Below are 16,633 nucleotides of genomic sequence, written 5' to 3' on the forward strand. Positions count from 1 at the left end.
ATGGGCGCTTTCGATCGCACGGACTGGCAGCCGGCGAGGAGCGCGCGGCGCTTCGAGTGCGGCAGCCCGAACATGCTCGGCATCCATGCCCTCGAGGCCAGCCTGTCGCTGCTCGAGGAGGTCGGCGCCGCGCCCATCGCCAGCGCGATCGAGGAGCGCATCGACCGCCTTGTCGAGCTGGTCGACGAGGCCGGCTTCGAGCTGCTGTCGCCGCGTTTGCCGGCGCGGCGCGCGGGCATCCTGACCTTCCGCGTGCCGGGCGTCGATCAGCAGCGGCTGTATCGACAACTGATGCAGCAGGGCCTGATGTGCGCGAGCCGGGGTGGCGGACTGCGCTTCTCGCCGCATTTCCATACCCCGGACGCGCATCTGAGCCAGGCGATCGAGCGGACCAAGCAGACCTGCGCAACGCTGCCCGCGACGCCCGATGATGCGCGGCGGTGACTGGACGAATGGCCACGAAGATGCGCACCCCCTTCCATTACGCGTTCCTGTTGGTCTTCTCGCTCGCGCTGCAGGTGGCGCTGTTCCAGTTGTCGCTGTCTCTCGAGTACCACTCGCACGCGAGTTTCTGGTATGCCCCGGCGGGGATGTCGGTGGCCCTGTTCCTGTTGTTGGGACATCGGGCCTTTCCCATCGTGCTCTGCTGTGTCGCGGCGACAACGCTCCTGAACAACCCGATCCTGGCGCCCGGCGCGGACCCCATCCGGTCGCTCCTGCAGCTCCTGTTGTTCCCGCTCGCCCACGCCACGCCGTACTGGGCCGGCGTGTTCCTGCTGCAGCGCAACATCAAGGGCGCGTTCGATCCGCGCAAACCCGGGCACATCCTGCGCTTCCTGCTCATCCTCCCCGTGGCGGCGGCCGCTGCCGCGGTGCTGGGCGCCTATGTGCTGCATCTGCTCGGCGGCGCGCCCTTTGCCGAGATTCAGGACATCCTCGCGACGCGCTGGATCGGCGACCTGATCGGGGCGGTCTGTCTCAGCATCGCGCTGGCCTACCTGCATCTGATGGCGCTCGAACTGGTCGGCGCGGACCTCGGCTACCAGTTCGTCGACGAGGACGACGTTCACCGCAAGCGCCTGCCCCTGCGGGATCTCCTGTATCTGCCGTTGGCGTTGCTGGCGTTTTTTGCCAGCGCGTCCCTGTCCTACCTCTATCCCGACAAGCTCGGGCTCTCGTTTCCCGTCTATGCGATGGCGATCGCCCTCCTGACGATCATCTATAAGACCCGTTCGCCGAGCGTCTATCTGGTCTTGGCGGTCCTGACCCTGGCCCTGGCCTACTCGGCATCGGCCTTCGGCTTGCTCGTCAGCGCCGCCGAGTACCAGGTCGCCATGATCGCCGTCGGCTCGATCACCTATTTCACCAATGCCGCGGTGTCGAGCCAACGCCAAGCGCTGGTGCATTCGGAACAGGTGAACAAACGGCTCATCACCGAGGTCAAGGAAAAGGAGGCGCTGCTGGCGAACACCGAGAATCTGCGCTTCAAATCCAGCCGCGATGGCCTCACCGGCGCCCTGAACCGCGCCTTTTTCGAGGACACGCTGCATCGCATGTACTATCAGCGCGTGCGCGATGGCGGCCAACACTGTCTCGCCTTCATCGATCTCAACGACTTCAAGCAGGTCAATGATCGCTTCGGGCATCATGCCGGCGACGAGGCGCTCAAGGTCATCGCCTGGGTGTTGATGGGCCGTACGCGCGAGGGCGACGTCGTCGCCCGCTACGGCGGCGACGAGTTCGTCGTGATCCTCGCCGACGTCGCCAGTCCCAGCGAGGCCGATGCCATCATCGGCGCCTGGAAGGAGGAGGTCGCCGCCAACCGCGTGCCGGGCTACCCGGAGATCAGACTGTCGATCAGCGTCGGGCGCGCCTTCTTCCCCGACTCCTTGCGCGTCGATAACGAGATGAGCGCCCTGCGCGCCGCGGACGAGGATATGTACGCCGATAAGGCGCGCATGAAACGCGCCGCCTAGCGCCCTCCCCGCCACCCATGCGCCAGCGACGACGGCACTATCGGCCATCGGCGGCGCGTGCGATGATTCGGGCCGGCGAGGATTCGATCGCACAGCTCAGCGGGTACCAGACAGATGTTCGAGGCAGCAAAGGTTGGCCGCACGGTCAGCAAGGCGGATTTCAAGGCGCAACGCGACGAGCTACGCACCCAGTTGCTCGAGGTCCAGCGTAGCCTGCGCGACAGCCATATCCCGGTCATCGTCATCGTCGCCGGGGTCGAGGCCGCCGGCAAGGGCGAGGTCGTCAATCGCCTCAATGAATGGCTCGACACGCGTGGCATGCAAACCTTCGCGTTCTGGGACTTCAGCGACGAGGAGCGCGAGCGACCGCGCTATTGGCGCTTCTGGCGCACCCTGCCGCCGCGCGGCGAGATCGCCATCCTGTTCGGCGGCTGGTACCTGGCGCCCATCGAGCAGCGCTTCCGGGGCGCCTGCGACGATGCCGCGCTCGACGCCGAGCTGGGGCGCATCGTCGATTTCGAGCGCGCGCTGACCCACGACGGCGCCTTGGTGGTGAAGTTCTGGTTCCACCTCTCGGAGCCGGATCAGAAGGCGCGACTGAAGGAACTCTCGCGCGATGATCGCAGCCGCTGGAAGATGCTGCCGAAGAAGTCGAAGTTCAGCGAACAGTATCAACTCTTCGAGTACGTCGCCGAGCGCGTCATCCGCCAAACCGACCGCGGCATCGCGCCCTGGTATCTGGTCGAGGCCGAGGACAAGCGCTATCGCGATCTCACCGTCGGCAAGACCCTGCTGCAAGCGATCCGCGCCCGGCTCCAGCAGCCGCTGCCGACGGAGCCGCCGGCGACCGCCGAACCGCTCGACCTGCCGGAGTCGGCGAGCGCCCAGATCACCCTGCTCGATCAGCTGGACCTGACCCAAACCCTCGCGCGCGAGGACTACAAGCAGGCGCTGAAGCAATACCAGCGCGAGCTCAACGAGCTGGCCTGGCTGGCCTACACCAAGCAGCGCACCACGGTCTTGGTGTTCGAAGGGGTCGATGCCGGCGGCAAGGGCGGCGCCATCCGCCGCCTTGCTCATGCCATCGACGCGCGCCTCTATCGCACCATCCCGATCGCCGCGCCCACCGACGAGGAGAAGGCGCATCATTATCTGTGGCGCTTCTGGCGCCATCTGCCGCGCGCCGGCAACATCATCATCTACGACCGCTCCTGGTACGGGCGCGTCCTCGTCGAGCGCGTCGAAGGCTTCGCCAACGAATCCGAGTGGCGCCGTGCCTACGCCGAGATCAACGACTTCGAGGAGCAACTGGTCGAGAACGGCTCGATCCTGCTCAAGTTCTGGCTCCATGTCAGCGAGGATGAGCAGTTGCGGCGCTTCCAGGACCGCGAAAACACGCCCTACAAGCAGTACAAGATCACCGACGAGGACTGGCGCAACCGCGAGAAGTGGCCGCTCTACAAGGTCGCCGTCAACGAGATGATCGCCCGCACCAGCACCGAATACGCGCCCTGGACCCTGGTCGAGGGCAACGACAAGCCGTTTGCCCGCATCAAGGTGCTCAAGACCGTCTGCGACCGGCTGCGCGCGGCGCTCAATGATGACGCGACGCCGGTTCCCGGTAGCGGCATCGCCCGCTGCGGCTATCAATCCGGCGACGAGGCAGGCTGACGGACGGCGCGCACCGATCGGTCGTCATGGCCGCTCGACTTGATTGCCGGACGACACCGACCGAGAAGCCCGGATTCGGCAGGATGTTCGTGTCCGCGCGTCAGGGCGAATGGCCATCTCCGGGGCTCAGGTCGAGCGGCGATCGCTCGCGCAACTGTCGCCAGGCGGCGAGTTTCTGCTCGAAGCGCAGGCCGGCATTGGCTGGGCTGGTCGAGGGGAGGCGGTGCATCCTCATCCGCTGGTGCGGCCGGGATAGCGTCGGCAGCACCCGGCGGCGATATTCACGCTCGGCGGTGCCGCCGTTGAACAGGATGCGATCGATCGCGGGAGCCAGGGCGAAGAAGGCGGCGAAGTCATTGACGCGAACCGTCTCCGCTCGGATCGCCTGATCCAGGCTGCCGGGACGCTCGCAGGCCGCGATCACGTCCCAGAGTGCGATCCGGTGCGCCTTCAGCGCCGCGCAGCGGGCGGCATAGTCGGCCTGCGGCGGAATGCCGAGCAGCGCGCCCATGATCGGCCAGAAGGCGTTACGCGGATGACCATAGTATTGCTGCTCGCGCAATGAGGCCTCGCCGGGCATCGAGCCCAGGATCAACAGCCGCGCGTCAGAGCCGACGATCGGCGGAAAGGCGGTTTTCAACACGGGCCCGGCAGCGTCGTTCATCATAGAGTCCACCGTCTGCGCTTTGGCAACCTTGCGCGATCCGATCACGGGCGGCAAGCCCCGTGCCGACCTCCGTGGAAGAGTGGAGCGTCGATGGCCGCTCTCCCTGATCGCCGGACAACACTGACCGAGAAGCCCGGATTCCACGCGATGTTGGTGTCCGCGCGTCAGGGCGAACGGCTATCAATCGGGGGTAAGCCATTCACGCGAGGTGCTCATCCGGCCAGCAGGATGACGCAGACGCCGCTCACCATCAGCAGTCCACCCGGCATCCGGCTCGCCAGATTCGACTCGCGAAACAGCAAGGCGCCGTAGAGGATGCCGAACAGCAGACTGCTGCGCTTGACCGCGATCATATAGGCCGCTTCGGTCAGACGCAGTGCCATGAAATGCGTCACCACCATGACCCCATTGAGCGCCGCGACCGCCAGCACGGCACCGGGCCGGCGGGCCAAGCGTCGCAACGCCGGGCGCGGCGACAACCGCGCCCCGCCGATCGGGACCAGCACCAGGAGCGGAATCGCCAACAGACCGATGATCGCGAAATAGAAGGCGCCAAACGCCGCCGAGGGCAGATACAGCAGGGCCACCTTGCCGAGGGTCGAGGTCAGCCCATAGAGCAGCGCCACGCCGAGCATCATGCGCGAGCCCGCCTCCCAGCGGATCGCGCCGAGCGGCCGCAGCCAGGTGCGCCAATCATCGCGCCGCGCCTGCTCGACGTTCAGCAGCCAGGCCCCAACGACGATCAGCAGCACCCCGATCAGCCCGGTCGAACTCACCCGTTCACCGAGCACGAGCGCCGCGATCGCCATCGAAAACACCGGCGTGAAGGCCAGATACGGCAGGGTCAGCGAGAGCGGATGATCGCGGATGGCGGCCATGTAGAGCAGCATGGCGCCGATCTCCAGCGGCACCAGGACGCCGAGCCAGCCCCAGAACGGCGCCGGCAAGGCCCCCAGGTCCGGCAGCCAGAACAGCAGCGGCGACAAGAGCGCGCCGGTCAGCGTGAAGCGGATCAGGGTCAGCTCGCGTGCCGAGAAGCCCTGCAGCCAGGCCTTGGTCGCGGCATCGGCCGAGGCGACGCTGAAGGCGCAGAGCAGCGTGAGCAGTAGCCAGTTCATCGGTCCAGCGCCACACAGCCAAAAAGCGGCCGCCACGGGCAAGGCCTGAGGCGCTGCTTCGCCCACTGCCCCCGCGAGCATCGCGCGCACCATGAGAGGCGTGCGCGGCATTGTCGCATTGCCAAGGACCGAGTCACGCGCGCAATTGCTCGCTCATAGGCTCAGGCCTCGGCCAGCTCGGACGCGCGTGATGGCATCCGCACCCGAGATGCCGCCGCCATCAACACCTCGATCCCCGCGTCAGGTCGATGCACCTGCTCGCTCAGCGTGCGCCGCCAGGCCTTGGCGCCCGGGCAGGCGTGGAACAGGCCGAGCAGGTGCCGGGTCATCGACGCCAGCGGCACGCCCTCGACCAGTTGGCGCTCGACATAGGGCAGGAAAGCGGCCAGCGCCTGCTGTGGTGTCGAGACCGGATTGGGCGCGCCGAACAGGCGCCGATCGACATCGGCCAGCAGCCAGGGATTCTGATAGGCCTCGCGGCCGATCATCACGCCGTCGAGCCGCCGCTCGCTGAGCAACTCCTCGACCTGCTCCAGCCGCGTCACGCCCCCGTTCAGCACCATCGGCAACGCCGGAACATCCCGCTTCAGCGCCCGCACCCAATCCCAGCGCAACGGCGGCACCTCGCGGTTCTCGCGCGGACTCAAGCCCTGTAGCCAGGCCTTGCGCGCATGCACGATCAGCGCGTCGCAACCGGCCGCCGCCACCTGCTCGGTGAAGGCGACCAGCTCCGCGTAGCTATCGCGATCGTCGATCCCAATCCGGCTCTTGACCGTGACCGGGATCGCCACCGCCGCCTTCATCGCCGCCACGCAGTCGGCCACCAACGCCGGCTCGGCCATCAGACAGGCGCCGAAGCGCCCGTTCTGCACGCGATCCGACGGGCAGCCGACGTTGAGGTTGATCTCGTCGTAGCCCCAGTCGGCGCCCATGCGCGCGCAGTGCGCCAGCTCGGCCGGATCGGAGCCGCCGAGTTGCAAGGCGACCGGATGCTCGGCCGGGTCATGACGCAGGAAGCGTTCGCGATCGCCGTGGATCAGCGCGCCGGTGGTGACCATCTCGGTATAGAGCAGCGTGCGCCGGCTGAGCAGTCGCGCGAAGTAGCGGAAATGGCGATCCGTCCAGTCCAGCATCGGTGCGACTGATAGCGTTCTACCCATATTATTCAATTACTTAACGCCCATCTGACCGTGTTATCTCGGTATTTGGTGCACTGCGATTCACGGATAATCACGCCTAACCTATACTCATAACCGTGCACCTGCACCTGGTTTGTACCCGCAGCGGTGCGCATCTGGCTACTGAACCTAACAGACCCCGACTTCACTCCTACCCCGGATCGAGGCCCTGACGACCAATGGCTCACAACCAGCTTCGATTACGCTGCTACGCTGAAGAGCAAGCACCGCGACTGTGGGTTGCGATCTGCATCGATCTTTGTCTAGCGGCTCAAGGCGAGACCTACGACGAGGCGCGCGCCAAGCTCGATCAGCAGATGGATCAGTATGTAGAAGAAGCGTTCACGATTGACCGTGACCACTTCGACCAACTCATCCCGCGCAAAGCGCCACTCCGCCAGCGGATCAAGTACTACCTTGCTCATCTGCACATCGCGAGCAGACTGTTTCGGCATAACGTGCACGACTTCATCCATGGCATACCGCTGACGGTTTCATCACAACATCCGTGAGTCGCTGGCCACCACTCACCTGCCACGAAGTCAAACGCGCGCTCAAAGCGCTTGGCTTCCAACCGATCCCAAGCCGGGGAACATCCCATCAGCAGTGGGAGCGCAGAACAGAAGGTCGGCTGTACAAGGTGACCGTCGATTGCCCCAAGGCCCCGTTTAGCTTGGACCTGATCGATTCGATGGCGAGGCAAGCGGGCACGACACGCAAGCGGTCCTGATCGGACTACTGCACTGGTCTGGGAGAAGTGGTTCGAATGGGAAACCGCATTGCTTTGGACCGATACCCGCGAAGACTACGGCGAAGAACGCCAATGCGGCATCGGTTATATCGGCCTGCGTCTGTTCGTGGTGGTCTTTGTCGATCGCTCGGAAGGACGACGGCGCATTATCAGCTTACGCAAGGCCACGAGAACCGAGGTTGACCGCTATGCCAAGTCTTAAGCCAGGAACCATCATCCCTCACGAAGACGAAGATGCCGTTCTCACCGAGGCGGCCATCGCGGACCAGGACGCGCGCCCGCTCACCGATGCCGAGTGGGAGGCGACCAAGCCCAAGGCGCGTATCGGTCACCCGAGCACGCGAGCGCCGAAAGTTTCGACCACCATCCGCTTCGATGCCGATGTGTTGGCCGCCATGAAAGCAACCGGACCCGGCTGGCAGACACGCATCAACGAGATCGTGCGCGAGTACGTCAATTCCCAGCAGTTACATCGCCAATGACATCAGCGGCGGCGGATCGGCAGGCCTCCGTCTGTCGATTGGCTGGTCAGTCGTCACCCCCGCCCGGCCCGCTTGCGCTCATGTTCCTTGAGGAAGCGCTTGCGGATGCGGATCGCGCTCGGGGTGATCTCGACCAGCTCGTCGTCTTCGATGAACTCGAGCGCCTGCTCCAGGCTAAACCTCACTGGCGGCGTCAGCAGGATGTTCTCATCCGAGCCGGCGGCGCGGATGTTGGTCAGCTGCTTGGCCTTGAGCGGATTGACGACCAGGTCGTTGTCGCGCGAGTGGATGCCGACCACCTGCCCCTCGTAGACCTCGTCGCCTGGCGCCACCAGCATCCGCCCGCGCTCCTGCAGGTTGAACAGCGCATAGCCGAGCACCTTGCCCTGGGCATTCGAGATCATCGCGCCATTGCGCCGCTTGGCGATGCCGCCCGCGTGCGCCGGCCCGTAGTGGTCGAAGACGTGGTACTTGAGCCCGGTGCCCGAGGTCAGCGACATGAACTCGGTCTGGAAGCCGATCAGCCCGCGCGAGGGCACCTCGTAATCGAGTCGCACCCGACCCTTGCCGTCCGGCACCATGTCTTTCAGCTCCGCGCGACGCTCGCCGAGCGCCTGCATGATCGCGCCCTGGCTGGTCTCGTCGACATCGACCGTGAGCTGCTCGTAGGGCTCGCAGATCTGGCCGTCGATCTCGCGGAAGATCACCTCCGGGCGCGAGACCGCCAGCTCATAGCCCTCGCGGCGCATGTTCTCGAGCAGGATCGACAGGTGCAATTCGCCGCGACCGGAGACGCGGAACTTCTCCGGATCATTGCCCTCCTCCACCCGCAGCGCGACGTTATGGATCAGCTCGCGCTCGAGCCGGTCCTTGAGCTGGCGCGAGGTCAGATACTTGCCCTCCTTGCCCGCGAACGGCGAGGTGTTGACCTGGAAGGTCATCGACACGGTCGGCTCATCGACGGTCAGCGACGGCAGCGGTTCGACCGCGTTCGGATCGCAGAGGGTGTCGGAGACGTTCGGCGCGTCGATGCCGGTCAGGGCGACGATATCGCCGGCGCCGGCGCTCGGCACCTCGAAGCGATCCAGCCCCAGATAGCCGTAGACCAGACCCACCTTGGCCTTATGGGTACGGCCATCGCGCTTGATGACGGTAATCTGCTGATTCGGCTTGACGATGCCGCGACGGATGCGGCCGACGGCGATGGCGCCGACGAAGCTCGAATAATCGAGCGTCGAGACCTGCATCTGGAACGGCGCGTCCGGGATCACCTCCGGCGGCGGGCAATGCTCGACGATGGCCTCGAACAAGGGCGTCATGGTGCCCTCATGCACGGTCTCATCGAGCCCCGCGTAGCCGTTGATCGCCGAGGCGTAGATGATCGGAAAATCGAGCTGCTCGTCGCTCGCGCCAAGGCGATCGAAGAGATCGAAGACCTGATCGACCACCCAGCTCGGGCGCGCGCCGGGCCGGTCGACCTTGTTGACCACCAGGATCGGCCGCAGCCCATGTTGGAACGCCTTGCTGGTGACGAACCGGGTCTGCGGCATCGGCCCCTCTTGGGCGTCGACCAGCAGCAGCACCGAGTCGACCATCGACAGCACGCGCTCGACCTCGCCGCCGAAGTCGGCATGGCCCGGGGTATCGACGATATTGATGCGGTAGCCGTTCCAGTCGATCGCGGTGTTCTTCGACAGGATGGTGATGCCGCGCTCGCGCTCCAGATCGTTGGAGTCCATCACCCGCTCGACCGGGCCGAAGCGCTCGCCGAGCGTGCCCGATTGGGACAGCAGCTCGTCGACGAGAGTAGTTTTGCCATGATCGACGTGGGCGATGATGGCGATGTTGCGTAGTTGCTCGGTCACGGGACGAATGGCTCCAACGCGGCCAGCGGCGAAGACCACCGGTGGCCGGCACGACAGCGATGAGAATCAAGAGAATTCAAAGAGCGCCCATTATGCACTGAAACCCGATCCGCAGGCGGCCCAGAACCCGGCGCGACCTGAGAGCCATTCGCCCTGACACGCGGACACGAACATCCCGTCGACTCTGGGCTTCCGGGTCAGTGTTGTCCGGTAATCGAGTCGAGCGGCCATAACCGGCCCGTCGCTCACAGGCGCGCTCAGGCGCGCTCAGGGGCGCTCACGATAGACAAGGCCTTCCGCGTCAAGCCCGGCGCGCAAGGCCGTCATTGCCGGGCCGAGGCCGCCACGGCCGCGAAAGCCGAGCAGGACGTAGCGCTCGGCCTCGCTCGCGCCGAGGTGCGGCAGGCTAAACAGCTTCAGCGCGGGGAATTGCGGCCCGAGCGCCTCCATCAGCGGAATCAACCGGCTCTCGGGCGCGCCCCGGACCTCCAGCGCCGACTCGCGCACGGGCTCGGCGCGGCCATAATGCCGATCCAGGACCCATTCGGCCATCGGCCAAGCCATGGTCGGGAAACCAGGCAGAAACCAGTGTCGACGCAACCCGAATCCAGGTACCTGATTGACCGGATTCGGGATCAGCGAGGCGCCCAGCGGAAGCTCGGCCATGCGAATGCGCTGCGGATAGGCATCGGCGCCGAAGCGCCCCTCGATCAGCGCCGCGGCCTCGGCATGCCGCTCCAACTCGACCCCGGCAGCGGCGGCGGCACAGGCGCGGGTATGGTCATCCGGGGTCGCGCCGATGCCGCCGCAGCAAAACACCGGCTCGCGCGCCGCCATCGACGCCGCGAGCTGTCGAATCAGGCGTTCGGGCTCGTCGGGCAAGATCCAGCACCAGCCGAGCTGATGCCCGCGCGCGGAAAGGCGCTGTTTGAAGGCGGCGAGATGTCGGTCTTGCCGATCGCCATACAAAATCTCGTCGCCAATCACGATCAGGCCGAAGGTCATCGGCCCGGCGTTGTTGTTGGAGGGATCGCATTCCGGGTCCGGCGTGGATTCCGGGAGCGTCGGCTCCAGATCGGTCTCTTGGGAGCGCATCAGTGGCAAGGTCTCCGGCTAATGTCTGAACTCGGGCGGCGCCGCGTTGCCCGCGGCCAAGCGCGCCGACCCATCATGGGCCAATCCTAGAAACGCTGAGCGTAACCCGCTATCGTCGAGCCGACGGAATCGCAGTACAGGCCTGGCTGACTAGACAGCCTCAACCCTCAACGTAAACTCGACAATGCCACGGCGAGATCGCCCCCGACGCCGAGCCAGCGCCTGCCGCTGCTCCGACTCACCACCAGCCTAGCCCCCTGGAGCGCCATTGCGATGAATCCCGACCCGCGAACCGAGAACGACGATTTTGCCCGAGCGCGCGCGCGGCTGATCGAAGAGATCGAGCGCGAGCTGATCGAGACCCGCGCCTACTTGAAAACCGACCACATCGATCCGCGCGTGCTCGACGCCATCGCGCGGGTGCCGCGCGAGCGCTTCGTGCCGCCGGACATGCGTCAGCACGCGTACCGTAATCAGCCGTTGCCGATCGGTAACGGCCAGACCATCTCGCAGCCCTACATCGTCGCCGTGATGAGCGATCTGTTGCAGCTACCGGCCGCTGGCGGGCGCGTCTACGAACTCGGCACCGGCTCAGCCTATCAGGCCGCCGTGCTCGGCGCGATGGGCGCCGAGGTCTACAGTGTCGAGATCCAGCCCGAGCTAGCCGCTCGCGCCGAGGCCTTGCTCGCCGAACTCGGATTCGGGCGCGTCCATGTGCGCGCCGGCGACGGCTATCTCGGCTGGCCGCAGGCGGCGCCGTTCGACGCCATCATCATCACCGCCGCCGGCCCCGAGGTTCCGCAGCCGCTGGTCGATCAGCTCAAGACTGGCGGTCGGCTGGTGATGCCGCTCGGTCCGAGCGGGGGCGCCCAAACCCTGGTGGTGCTCGTCAAACAGCCGGACGGCACGCTCGCGCAACGGGAATTGCTGCCGGTGCGCTTCGTGCCGATCACCCGCGATCCCATCGATTCCTGACGATGGACAGTCCGCTGGGGCAGCGCGCGTTCATCGCGCCGGTGCCGACCGCGGAGGTGCTGCAAGCCGCCGTCGATGCCTTCACGGCCGCGCCCGGGCCGTTGCGGCTGCACTGTGGCGTTCAGCATTACAGTTGGGGCGATGCGGATTTCATCCCGGCGCTCATCGATTTCCGCAACCCAGGTCGCCTACCCTTCGCCGAACTCTGGATCGGCGCTCATCCCGATCTGCTCTCGACGGTCCGCCTCGACGGCTGGCATCTGTCGCTGGCGGAACTCATCGCCGCCGCCCCGCGCACCCTGCTCGGCGCCGCGACGGCTCGCCACTTCGGCAACCAGCTGCCCTTTCTGCTCAAGGTCCTGGCTGCGCGCGAGCCCTTGTCGATTCAGGTCCACCCGAGCCGGGAGCAGGCGCTGGCCGGTTACCGGCACGAGGACGCCATCGGGTTGGCGCTGAGCGATCCGCGCCGCAGTTATCGGGATTGCAACCATAAGCCGGAGCTGCTGGTGGCGCTCACCGATTTCTATGCGCTACGCGGTTTTCGCCCGCTCGCCGAGATCGGCGCGCAACTGGCCGCGCTGCCCGAACTCGACGCGCTCGCGCGGCGCTTCGAGCCCTCGGCCGGCGGGCTATCTCGGCTCTATCGGTGGCTGATGGAGCTGGAGCAGGGGCAGGTCGATGCCCTGCTCTCGCCGGTGATCGCGCGCTTTCGCCAAGCGCGGGCGCGGGCGCCATTCGATCCGAGCGATCGCCGGGACTGGATCATCGAGGCCGACCGCCTGTTCTCCACTCACGCGCACCGCGATCGCGGCCTGTTCTCTCTCTTGCTGCTGAATCTGATCGCCTTGCATCCAGGCGAGGCGCTGTTCCTGCCGGCAGGGGAGTTACACGCCTATCTGCGCGGCGCGGCGATCGAGGTCATGGCCAATTCGAACAATGTCCTGCGCGGCGGGCTCACGCGCAAACACATCGACGTGGCGGCCCTGCTACGAACGCTCCGGGTAGCCCCGGCAACGAGCGCCGTCCGCCAACCGCAGCCCGGCGCGGCCCCCAGCGAACCCGAGACCTATCCGACGCCGGCCGCCGAGTTCTTGCTCGAGCGCCATCGGCTGGGCGCGGGCGAGTGGCGCCTCGTCAATCCGGGACTCAGCGAGAGCGCCCAGCTGCGCCTCGGCCTGGTGCTCGATGGCCAGATCAGCGTGCACAGCCCGGGACAGGCGCCGCTCGGACTCGAGCGCGGCGCGACCTTCGTGATCCCGGCGGTTTGCCGCGCGGCGATCCACGGCGCCCAACGCTCGCTCGTCTTCACCGCGCGCGTGCCGGATCCAACCGGCATGCATGCCAGACCCAACCCGCCCGTGCGGCTAGCCGCGCCAGGCTAGAACAGCTCGTCGAGCATGCGCGGCGCGGTGCGCGGCGGCGTCTGCGCCCGTTTCGAGTACCGCACCGGGTCCGGCCCCAGGGTCATGAGTCGATACTCGTCGCGGATGTATTCGATGCGGCTGTCACTGCGCGACGGCGTCGCCTCGCCACTGTGCAGGCCGATACGTACCGGCACCATGCCCTCGGGACGCTTGATGATGGCGACCGGGAGATCGGCCAGGGCCTCCTCCATGAAGTCGATCCAGATCCCGAGCGCGGCGGTCCCGCCCCATTCGCCGCGCCCCAAGGGACTGTTGTCATCGCGCCCGACCCAGGCCACTGCCGCGAGCCGGGGCTGATAACCGGCGAACCAGGAGTCGCGCGACTCGTTGGTGGTGCCGGTCTTGCCGGCGATATCCGCGCGCTTCAGCCGCCGCGCGCGCGTGGCGGTCCCGGCCTGGATCACATCCTTGAGCATCGAGTCGATGTTGTAGGCGATGCGCGGATCGATCGCGAGCGGCGCGCGCGCGGACTCCTCGGCGCCCATCGGCAATACGCGAGCGGCATTCGCTTCGGCATCCACCCAGCAACTCATGCAGGCGCGTAACGGCTGCGCCTCGAACAGCGGTTGCCCCTGCGCATCCTCGATGCGCTCGATCAGATAGGGTTGTACTCGATACCCGCCATTGGCGAACACGGCAAAGCCCCGCGCCAGCTCCAGCGGCGTCACCGAGCCCGAGCCCAAGGCCATCGAGAGATCCTTGGGGATGGTCTCGGGCGCGAAGCCGAAGTGTTGGATGTACTCGCGGGCGTGGTCCACGCTCATGCGATCGACCAGGTTGACCACGGCCAGATTGCGCGACTTGGTCAAAGCGACACGGATGCGGATCGGCCCCATGAACTTGCCATCCGCGTTCTGCGGCCGCCACATACCCCCGGCCGACGGCAGCTCGAAGGGCTCATCCTCGACCAGGCTCGCCGGCGTATAGCCCTTGTCGAGTGCCGCCGCGTAGACGAAGGGCTTGAAGGTCGAGCCGGGTTGACGCCGCGCATCCACGGCTCGGTTGAACTTGCTCCAGTCGAAGGCGTAACCGCCGGAGAGTGCGCGGATCGCGCCATCCTCGGGCGCGAGCGCCACCAGCGCGCCGCTCACCTTGGGCACCTGCGCCAACCGCCAATCGCCGTCCTCCGTCTCGCGCAGCCGAATCACATCGCCGACGGCGACGGCATCGGTGACGCGGCGCGGCGCGCGGCCGCGCGCGTTCTCGTTGAGGAAGCGCCGCGCCCACTTGACCTGCGCCAGTCCGAGGTCGCGCGTCTCGCCCTGCCCCAGGTAGACCTCGGCGTGCGCCGCCGAGGCGCTCAGCACGATGCCCACCGGCAGCCCCGGCACGCGCGGACGCTCGGCCAGGAGCGCGTCCAGCGCCTCGAAGGTCTTGGCGGCCACGTGCTCGATGCGTGCCTCTGGACCATGATAGCCATGGCGTTGGTTGTAGGCCCTGAGTCCCTGGCGCAGGGCCGCGTCGGCGGCGCGTTGCAGGCGCGCGTCGACCGTGGTGTAGACGCGCAAGCCGAGCCGATAGGCGTCCTCCTCGCCATAGCGCTCGACCACCGCTTGGCGCGCCATCTCGGCAAGGTAGTCGGCGCGCAGCTCGATCGCCGGCATATAGCGTTTCGCGCTCAAGGGCGCGGTGCTCGCGAGCAGGAAGTCGGTGTCGTCGATGTAGCCGAACGCGTGCATGCGCTCGAGGATGTAATCGCGGCGCTCGAGGGCCCGTTCGGGATTGGCGAGCGGGTTGTTCGCCGAGGGCGCTTTCGGCAGGCCCGCGAGCATCGCCATTTCCGCCACCGTCAGCTCATCGAGCGACTTCTGGTAATAGAACTCGGCGGCGGCCGCGACCCCATAGGCGCGATGGCCGAAGAAGATCTTGTTGAGATAGAGGCTCAGGATCTCCTGCTTGCTCAAGCGCGCCTCCAGCTTCCAGGCGAGCATGATCTCGATCAGTTTGCGCTTGATCGTCTTCTCGCGGGCGAGGAAGAAGTTGCGCGCCACCTGCATGGTGATGGTGCTGCCGCCCTGGGTCGCCTCGCCGCTCTTGGCGACGCTCAGCGCCGCCCGCGTCAAGCCGATCGCATCGATGCCGTCATGGGTGAAAAACCGTTGATCCTCGGCGGCGATGAAGGCCTCGATCAGCTGCGGCGGGATCTCCTCGATCGCCACCGCGCGCCGGCGCTGCACGCCGAACTCGCCCATCAGCGCGCCATTGGCGGCGAAGATGCGCAGCGGTTCCTCGAACTTGACCTCTGTGAGCGCCTCGATCGGCGGCACCTCGGAGGCGAGCGCTTGCATCACCACCGCGGCCGCGATGGCCGCGATCAGCGCCAGATCGAACGGCATCGCCAGGCCCGCCTTCACCAGACGCGCGAGCCAATCGAGGATGCCGAGCACGGGGCCGACGGTCTGCCGGCGACGACCGATCCGGGATGCCGAGGGCGGGCGTTGAGCGCGCGCGGGCGCCGTGCCGGGAGCGGCCGAGGCGCGCCGATCTGGTGCGTGATTGTCGTGATCCAACCGACTCAACCTCGTCGCAAGGGCTCCATGATGAGGACAACATCGACCGATGAAGTGTACACGAAGCCCCCGACAGCCAGGCTTGGTGTTCTAAAATAGGCGCCACCGAGCCACTGAGGAGGATGTCTTGCCCGATACCGAACCCACCAATAACACGCGCGAACGCCTGTTGCAGGCGGCCCTCGAGGTCTTTGCCGAGCATGGTTATCGCGCCGCCACCATCCGCGAGATCTGCGGGCGCGCCGAGGCCAATATCGCTGCGGTGCATTACCACTTTGGCGACAAACGCAGCCTCTATGAAGCCATCTACGGGCGCTTGTTCGAGACCCTGCGCGTGCGTCGCACCGCCTTCCTGCCGGCCGATGCCCCACCCGAGCAACGCTTGCGCGTTCATATCCAGGCCCTGCTCGAGGAACTCTTCCGCTGCGACGGCGGCGACAGCGAGCAGGGCAACAGTCAGGGCGACAGTCAGGGCGGCGGTTGGCGCAGCGAGCGCCAGGTGCGACCGAGCACGCTGTTCTTCAACGAGATGGCGCACCCTACCGAGGTCCTCGACCGCATCGTCACCGAGCACCTCGAACCGGATGCGCGCGAACTCTATGAAATCGTCGCCACGCTTCTCGAGACCACGACCAACGATCCCATGACCATCGACTGCGCCGCCAGCGTCATCGGACAGATCCTCTACTACCATCACGCCACCCCGATCATCGAACGCCTACATCCGCATCGCCCGCCGATTGCCGAACGCCTCGACGCGCTCGTCGAGCAGATCTGGTGGTTCTCGCTCGGGGGCATCGAGCGGACCAAACAGGCACGCACGGCGTTCCATCAGCCGGCCCTGGATGACGCCGCGGATCAGGGCTGCTAGGGCGGCACTGGTCGTCGCGCGCCAGCTCGCTCGCTCACTTGAACCCCATC

At 66.5% G+C, this 16,633-nt stretch carries 16 protein-coding genes; 9 read left to right on the forward strand and 7 right to left on the reverse strand.

All coding sequences use genetic code 11. The features are described from left to right. The 3 genes from ACLFQI_RS01390 to pap all read left to right on the forward strand — a co-directional run. The coding region (locus ACLFQI_RS01390) for an aminotransferase class V-fold PLP-dependent enzyme (RefSeq protein ID WP_410757004.1) at nucleotides 1-444 on the forward strand (444 nt) is incomplete at its 5' end. 8 nt (nucleotides 445-452) lie between these two features. Then, a complete protein-coding gene (locus tag ACLFQI_RS01395) occupies nucleotides 453-1,976 on the forward strand; it encodes a diguanylate cyclase (protein WP_410757005.1) in 1,524 nt (507 codons plus the stop codon). A gap of 114 nt (nucleotides 1,977-2,090) precedes the next feature. Further along, a complete protein-coding gene (pap, locus tag ACLFQI_RS01400) occupies nucleotides 2,091-3,647 on the forward strand; it encodes a polyphosphate:AMP phosphotransferase (RefSeq protein ID WP_410757006.1) in 1,557 nt (518 codons plus the stop codon). Between the two features lie 100 nt (nucleotides 3,648-3,747). Here the strand turns inward: pap and ACLFQI_RS01405 are convergent, their stop codons facing one another. The 4 genes from ACLFQI_RS01405 to ACLFQI_RS01420 all read right to left on the reverse strand — a co-directional run bounded on the left by ACLFQI_RS01405 (nucleotide 3,748) and on the right by ACLFQI_RS01420 (nucleotide 7,086). Next, nucleotides 3,748-4,311 (reverse strand): DNA-deoxyinosine glycosylase, encoded by a 564-nt coding sequence (locus ACLFQI_RS01405; RefSeq protein ID WP_410757007.1) that lies wholly within the window; start codon nucleotides 4,309-4,311, stop codon nucleotides 3,748-3,750. 215 nt (nucleotides 4,312-4,526) lie between these two features. Continuing rightward, nucleotides 4,527-5,432, reverse strand: a complete 906-nt coding sequence (locus tag ACLFQI_RS01410; protein WP_410757008.1) for an EamA family transporter — start codon at nucleotides 5,430-5,432, stop codon at nucleotides 4,527-4,529. A 161-nt stretch (nucleotides 5,433-5,593) separates the two neighbouring features. After that, on the reverse strand, nucleotides 5,594-6,592 hold the full coding sequence (dusA, locus tag ACLFQI_RS01415; RefSeq protein ID WP_410757009.1) for a tRNA dihydrouridine(20/20a) synthase DusA: 999 nt from the start codon (nucleotides 6,590-6,592) through the stop codon (nucleotides 5,594-5,596). A 281-nt stretch (nucleotides 6,593-6,873) separates the two neighbouring features. Further along, nucleotides 6,874-7,086, reverse strand: coding sequence for a hypothetical protein (locus tag ACLFQI_RS01420; protein ID WP_410757010.1), 213 nt, complete (start codon nucleotides 7,084-7,086; stop codon nucleotides 6,874-6,876). A 32-nt stretch (nucleotides 7,087-7,118) separates the two neighbouring features. Between ACLFQI_RS01420 and ACLFQI_RS01425 the strand changes: the two genes are divergently transcribed. Genes ACLFQI_RS01425 through ACLFQI_RS01435 form a run of 3 tightly spaced genes read left to right on the forward strand, consistent with a single transcriptional unit; the run spans nucleotide 7,119 to nucleotide 7,843 of the window. Next, complete coding sequence (locus ACLFQI_RS01425; protein WP_410757011.1) at nucleotides 7,119-7,340, forward strand: type II toxin-antitoxin system HicA family toxin; 222 nt, start codon at nucleotides 7,119-7,121, stop codon at nucleotides 7,338-7,340. A gap of 13 nt (nucleotides 7,341-7,353) precedes the next feature. Then, a complete protein-coding gene (locus ACLFQI_RS01430) occupies nucleotides 7,354-7,563 on the forward strand; it encodes a BrnT family toxin (RefSeq protein ID WP_410757029.1) in 210 nt (69 codons plus the stop codon). Then, a complete protein-coding gene (locus ACLFQI_RS01435) occupies nucleotides 7,550-7,843 on the forward strand; it encodes a BrnA antitoxin family protein (RefSeq protein ID WP_410757012.1) in 294 nt (97 codons plus the stop codon). The genes ACLFQI_RS01430 and ACLFQI_RS01435 overlap by 14 nt, the downstream gene beginning before the upstream one ends. 53 nt (nucleotides 7,844-7,896) lie before the next feature. On the opposite strand, the gene typA is transcribed toward ACLFQI_RS01435, so the two are convergent. Continuing rightward, complete coding sequence (gene typA / locus ACLFQI_RS01440; RefSeq protein WP_410757013.1) at nucleotides 7,897-9,708, reverse strand: translational GTPase TypA; 1,812 nt, start codon at nucleotides 9,706-9,708, stop codon at nucleotides 7,897-7,899. Nucleotides 9,709-9,975: 267 nt separating this feature from the next. Next, nucleotides 9,976-10,713: a competence/damage-inducible protein A gene (locus tag ACLFQI_RS01445; RefSeq protein WP_410757030.1), complete on the reverse strand. Its 738-nt coding sequence runs from the start codon at nucleotides 10,711-10,713 to the stop codon at nucleotides 9,976-9,978. A gap of 363 nt (nucleotides 10,714-11,076) precedes the next feature. Here ACLFQI_RS01445 and ACLFQI_RS01450 point away from each other — a divergent pair, with 363 nt between their 5' ends. Both ACLFQI_RS01450 and manA read left to right on the forward strand, forming a co-directional pair. After that, nucleotides 11,077-11,778 carry a protein-L-isoaspartate(D-aspartate) O-methyltransferase gene (locus ACLFQI_RS01450; protein ID WP_410757014.1) on the forward strand — a complete coding sequence of 234 codons (702 nt, stop codon included), beginning with the start codon at nucleotides 11,077-11,079 and terminating at the stop codon, nucleotides 11,776-11,778. 2 nt (nucleotides 11,779-11,780) lie between these two features. Continuing rightward, complete coding sequence (manA, locus tag ACLFQI_RS01455; RefSeq protein WP_410757015.1) at nucleotides 11,781-13,160, forward strand: mannose-6-phosphate isomerase, class I; 1,380 nt, start codon at nucleotides 11,781-11,783, stop codon at nucleotides 13,158-13,160. On the opposite strand, the gene ACLFQI_RS01460 is transcribed toward manA, so the two are convergent. Further along, a complete protein-coding gene (locus ACLFQI_RS01460) occupies nucleotides 13,157-15,712 on the reverse strand; it encodes a penicillin-binding protein 1A (protein WP_410757016.1) in 2,556 nt (851 codons plus the stop codon). The genes manA and ACLFQI_RS01460 overlap by 4 nt on opposite strands. A gap of 127 nt (nucleotides 15,713-15,839) precedes the next feature. Here ACLFQI_RS01460 and ACLFQI_RS01465 point away from each other — a divergent pair, with 127 nt between their 5' ends. After that, nucleotides 15,840-16,583 (forward strand): CerR family C-terminal domain-containing protein, encoded by a 744-nt coding sequence (locus ACLFQI_RS01465; RefSeq protein WP_410757017.1) that lies wholly within the window; start codon nucleotides 15,840-15,842, stop codon nucleotides 16,581-16,583. Nucleotides 16,584-16,633: the final 50 nt, after the last annotated feature.

It is taken from the genome of Halochromatium sp., assembly GCF_046541315.1.
Classification (GTDB): Bacteria; Pseudomonadota; Gammaproteobacteria; order Chromatiales; family Chromatiaceae; genus Lamprobacter.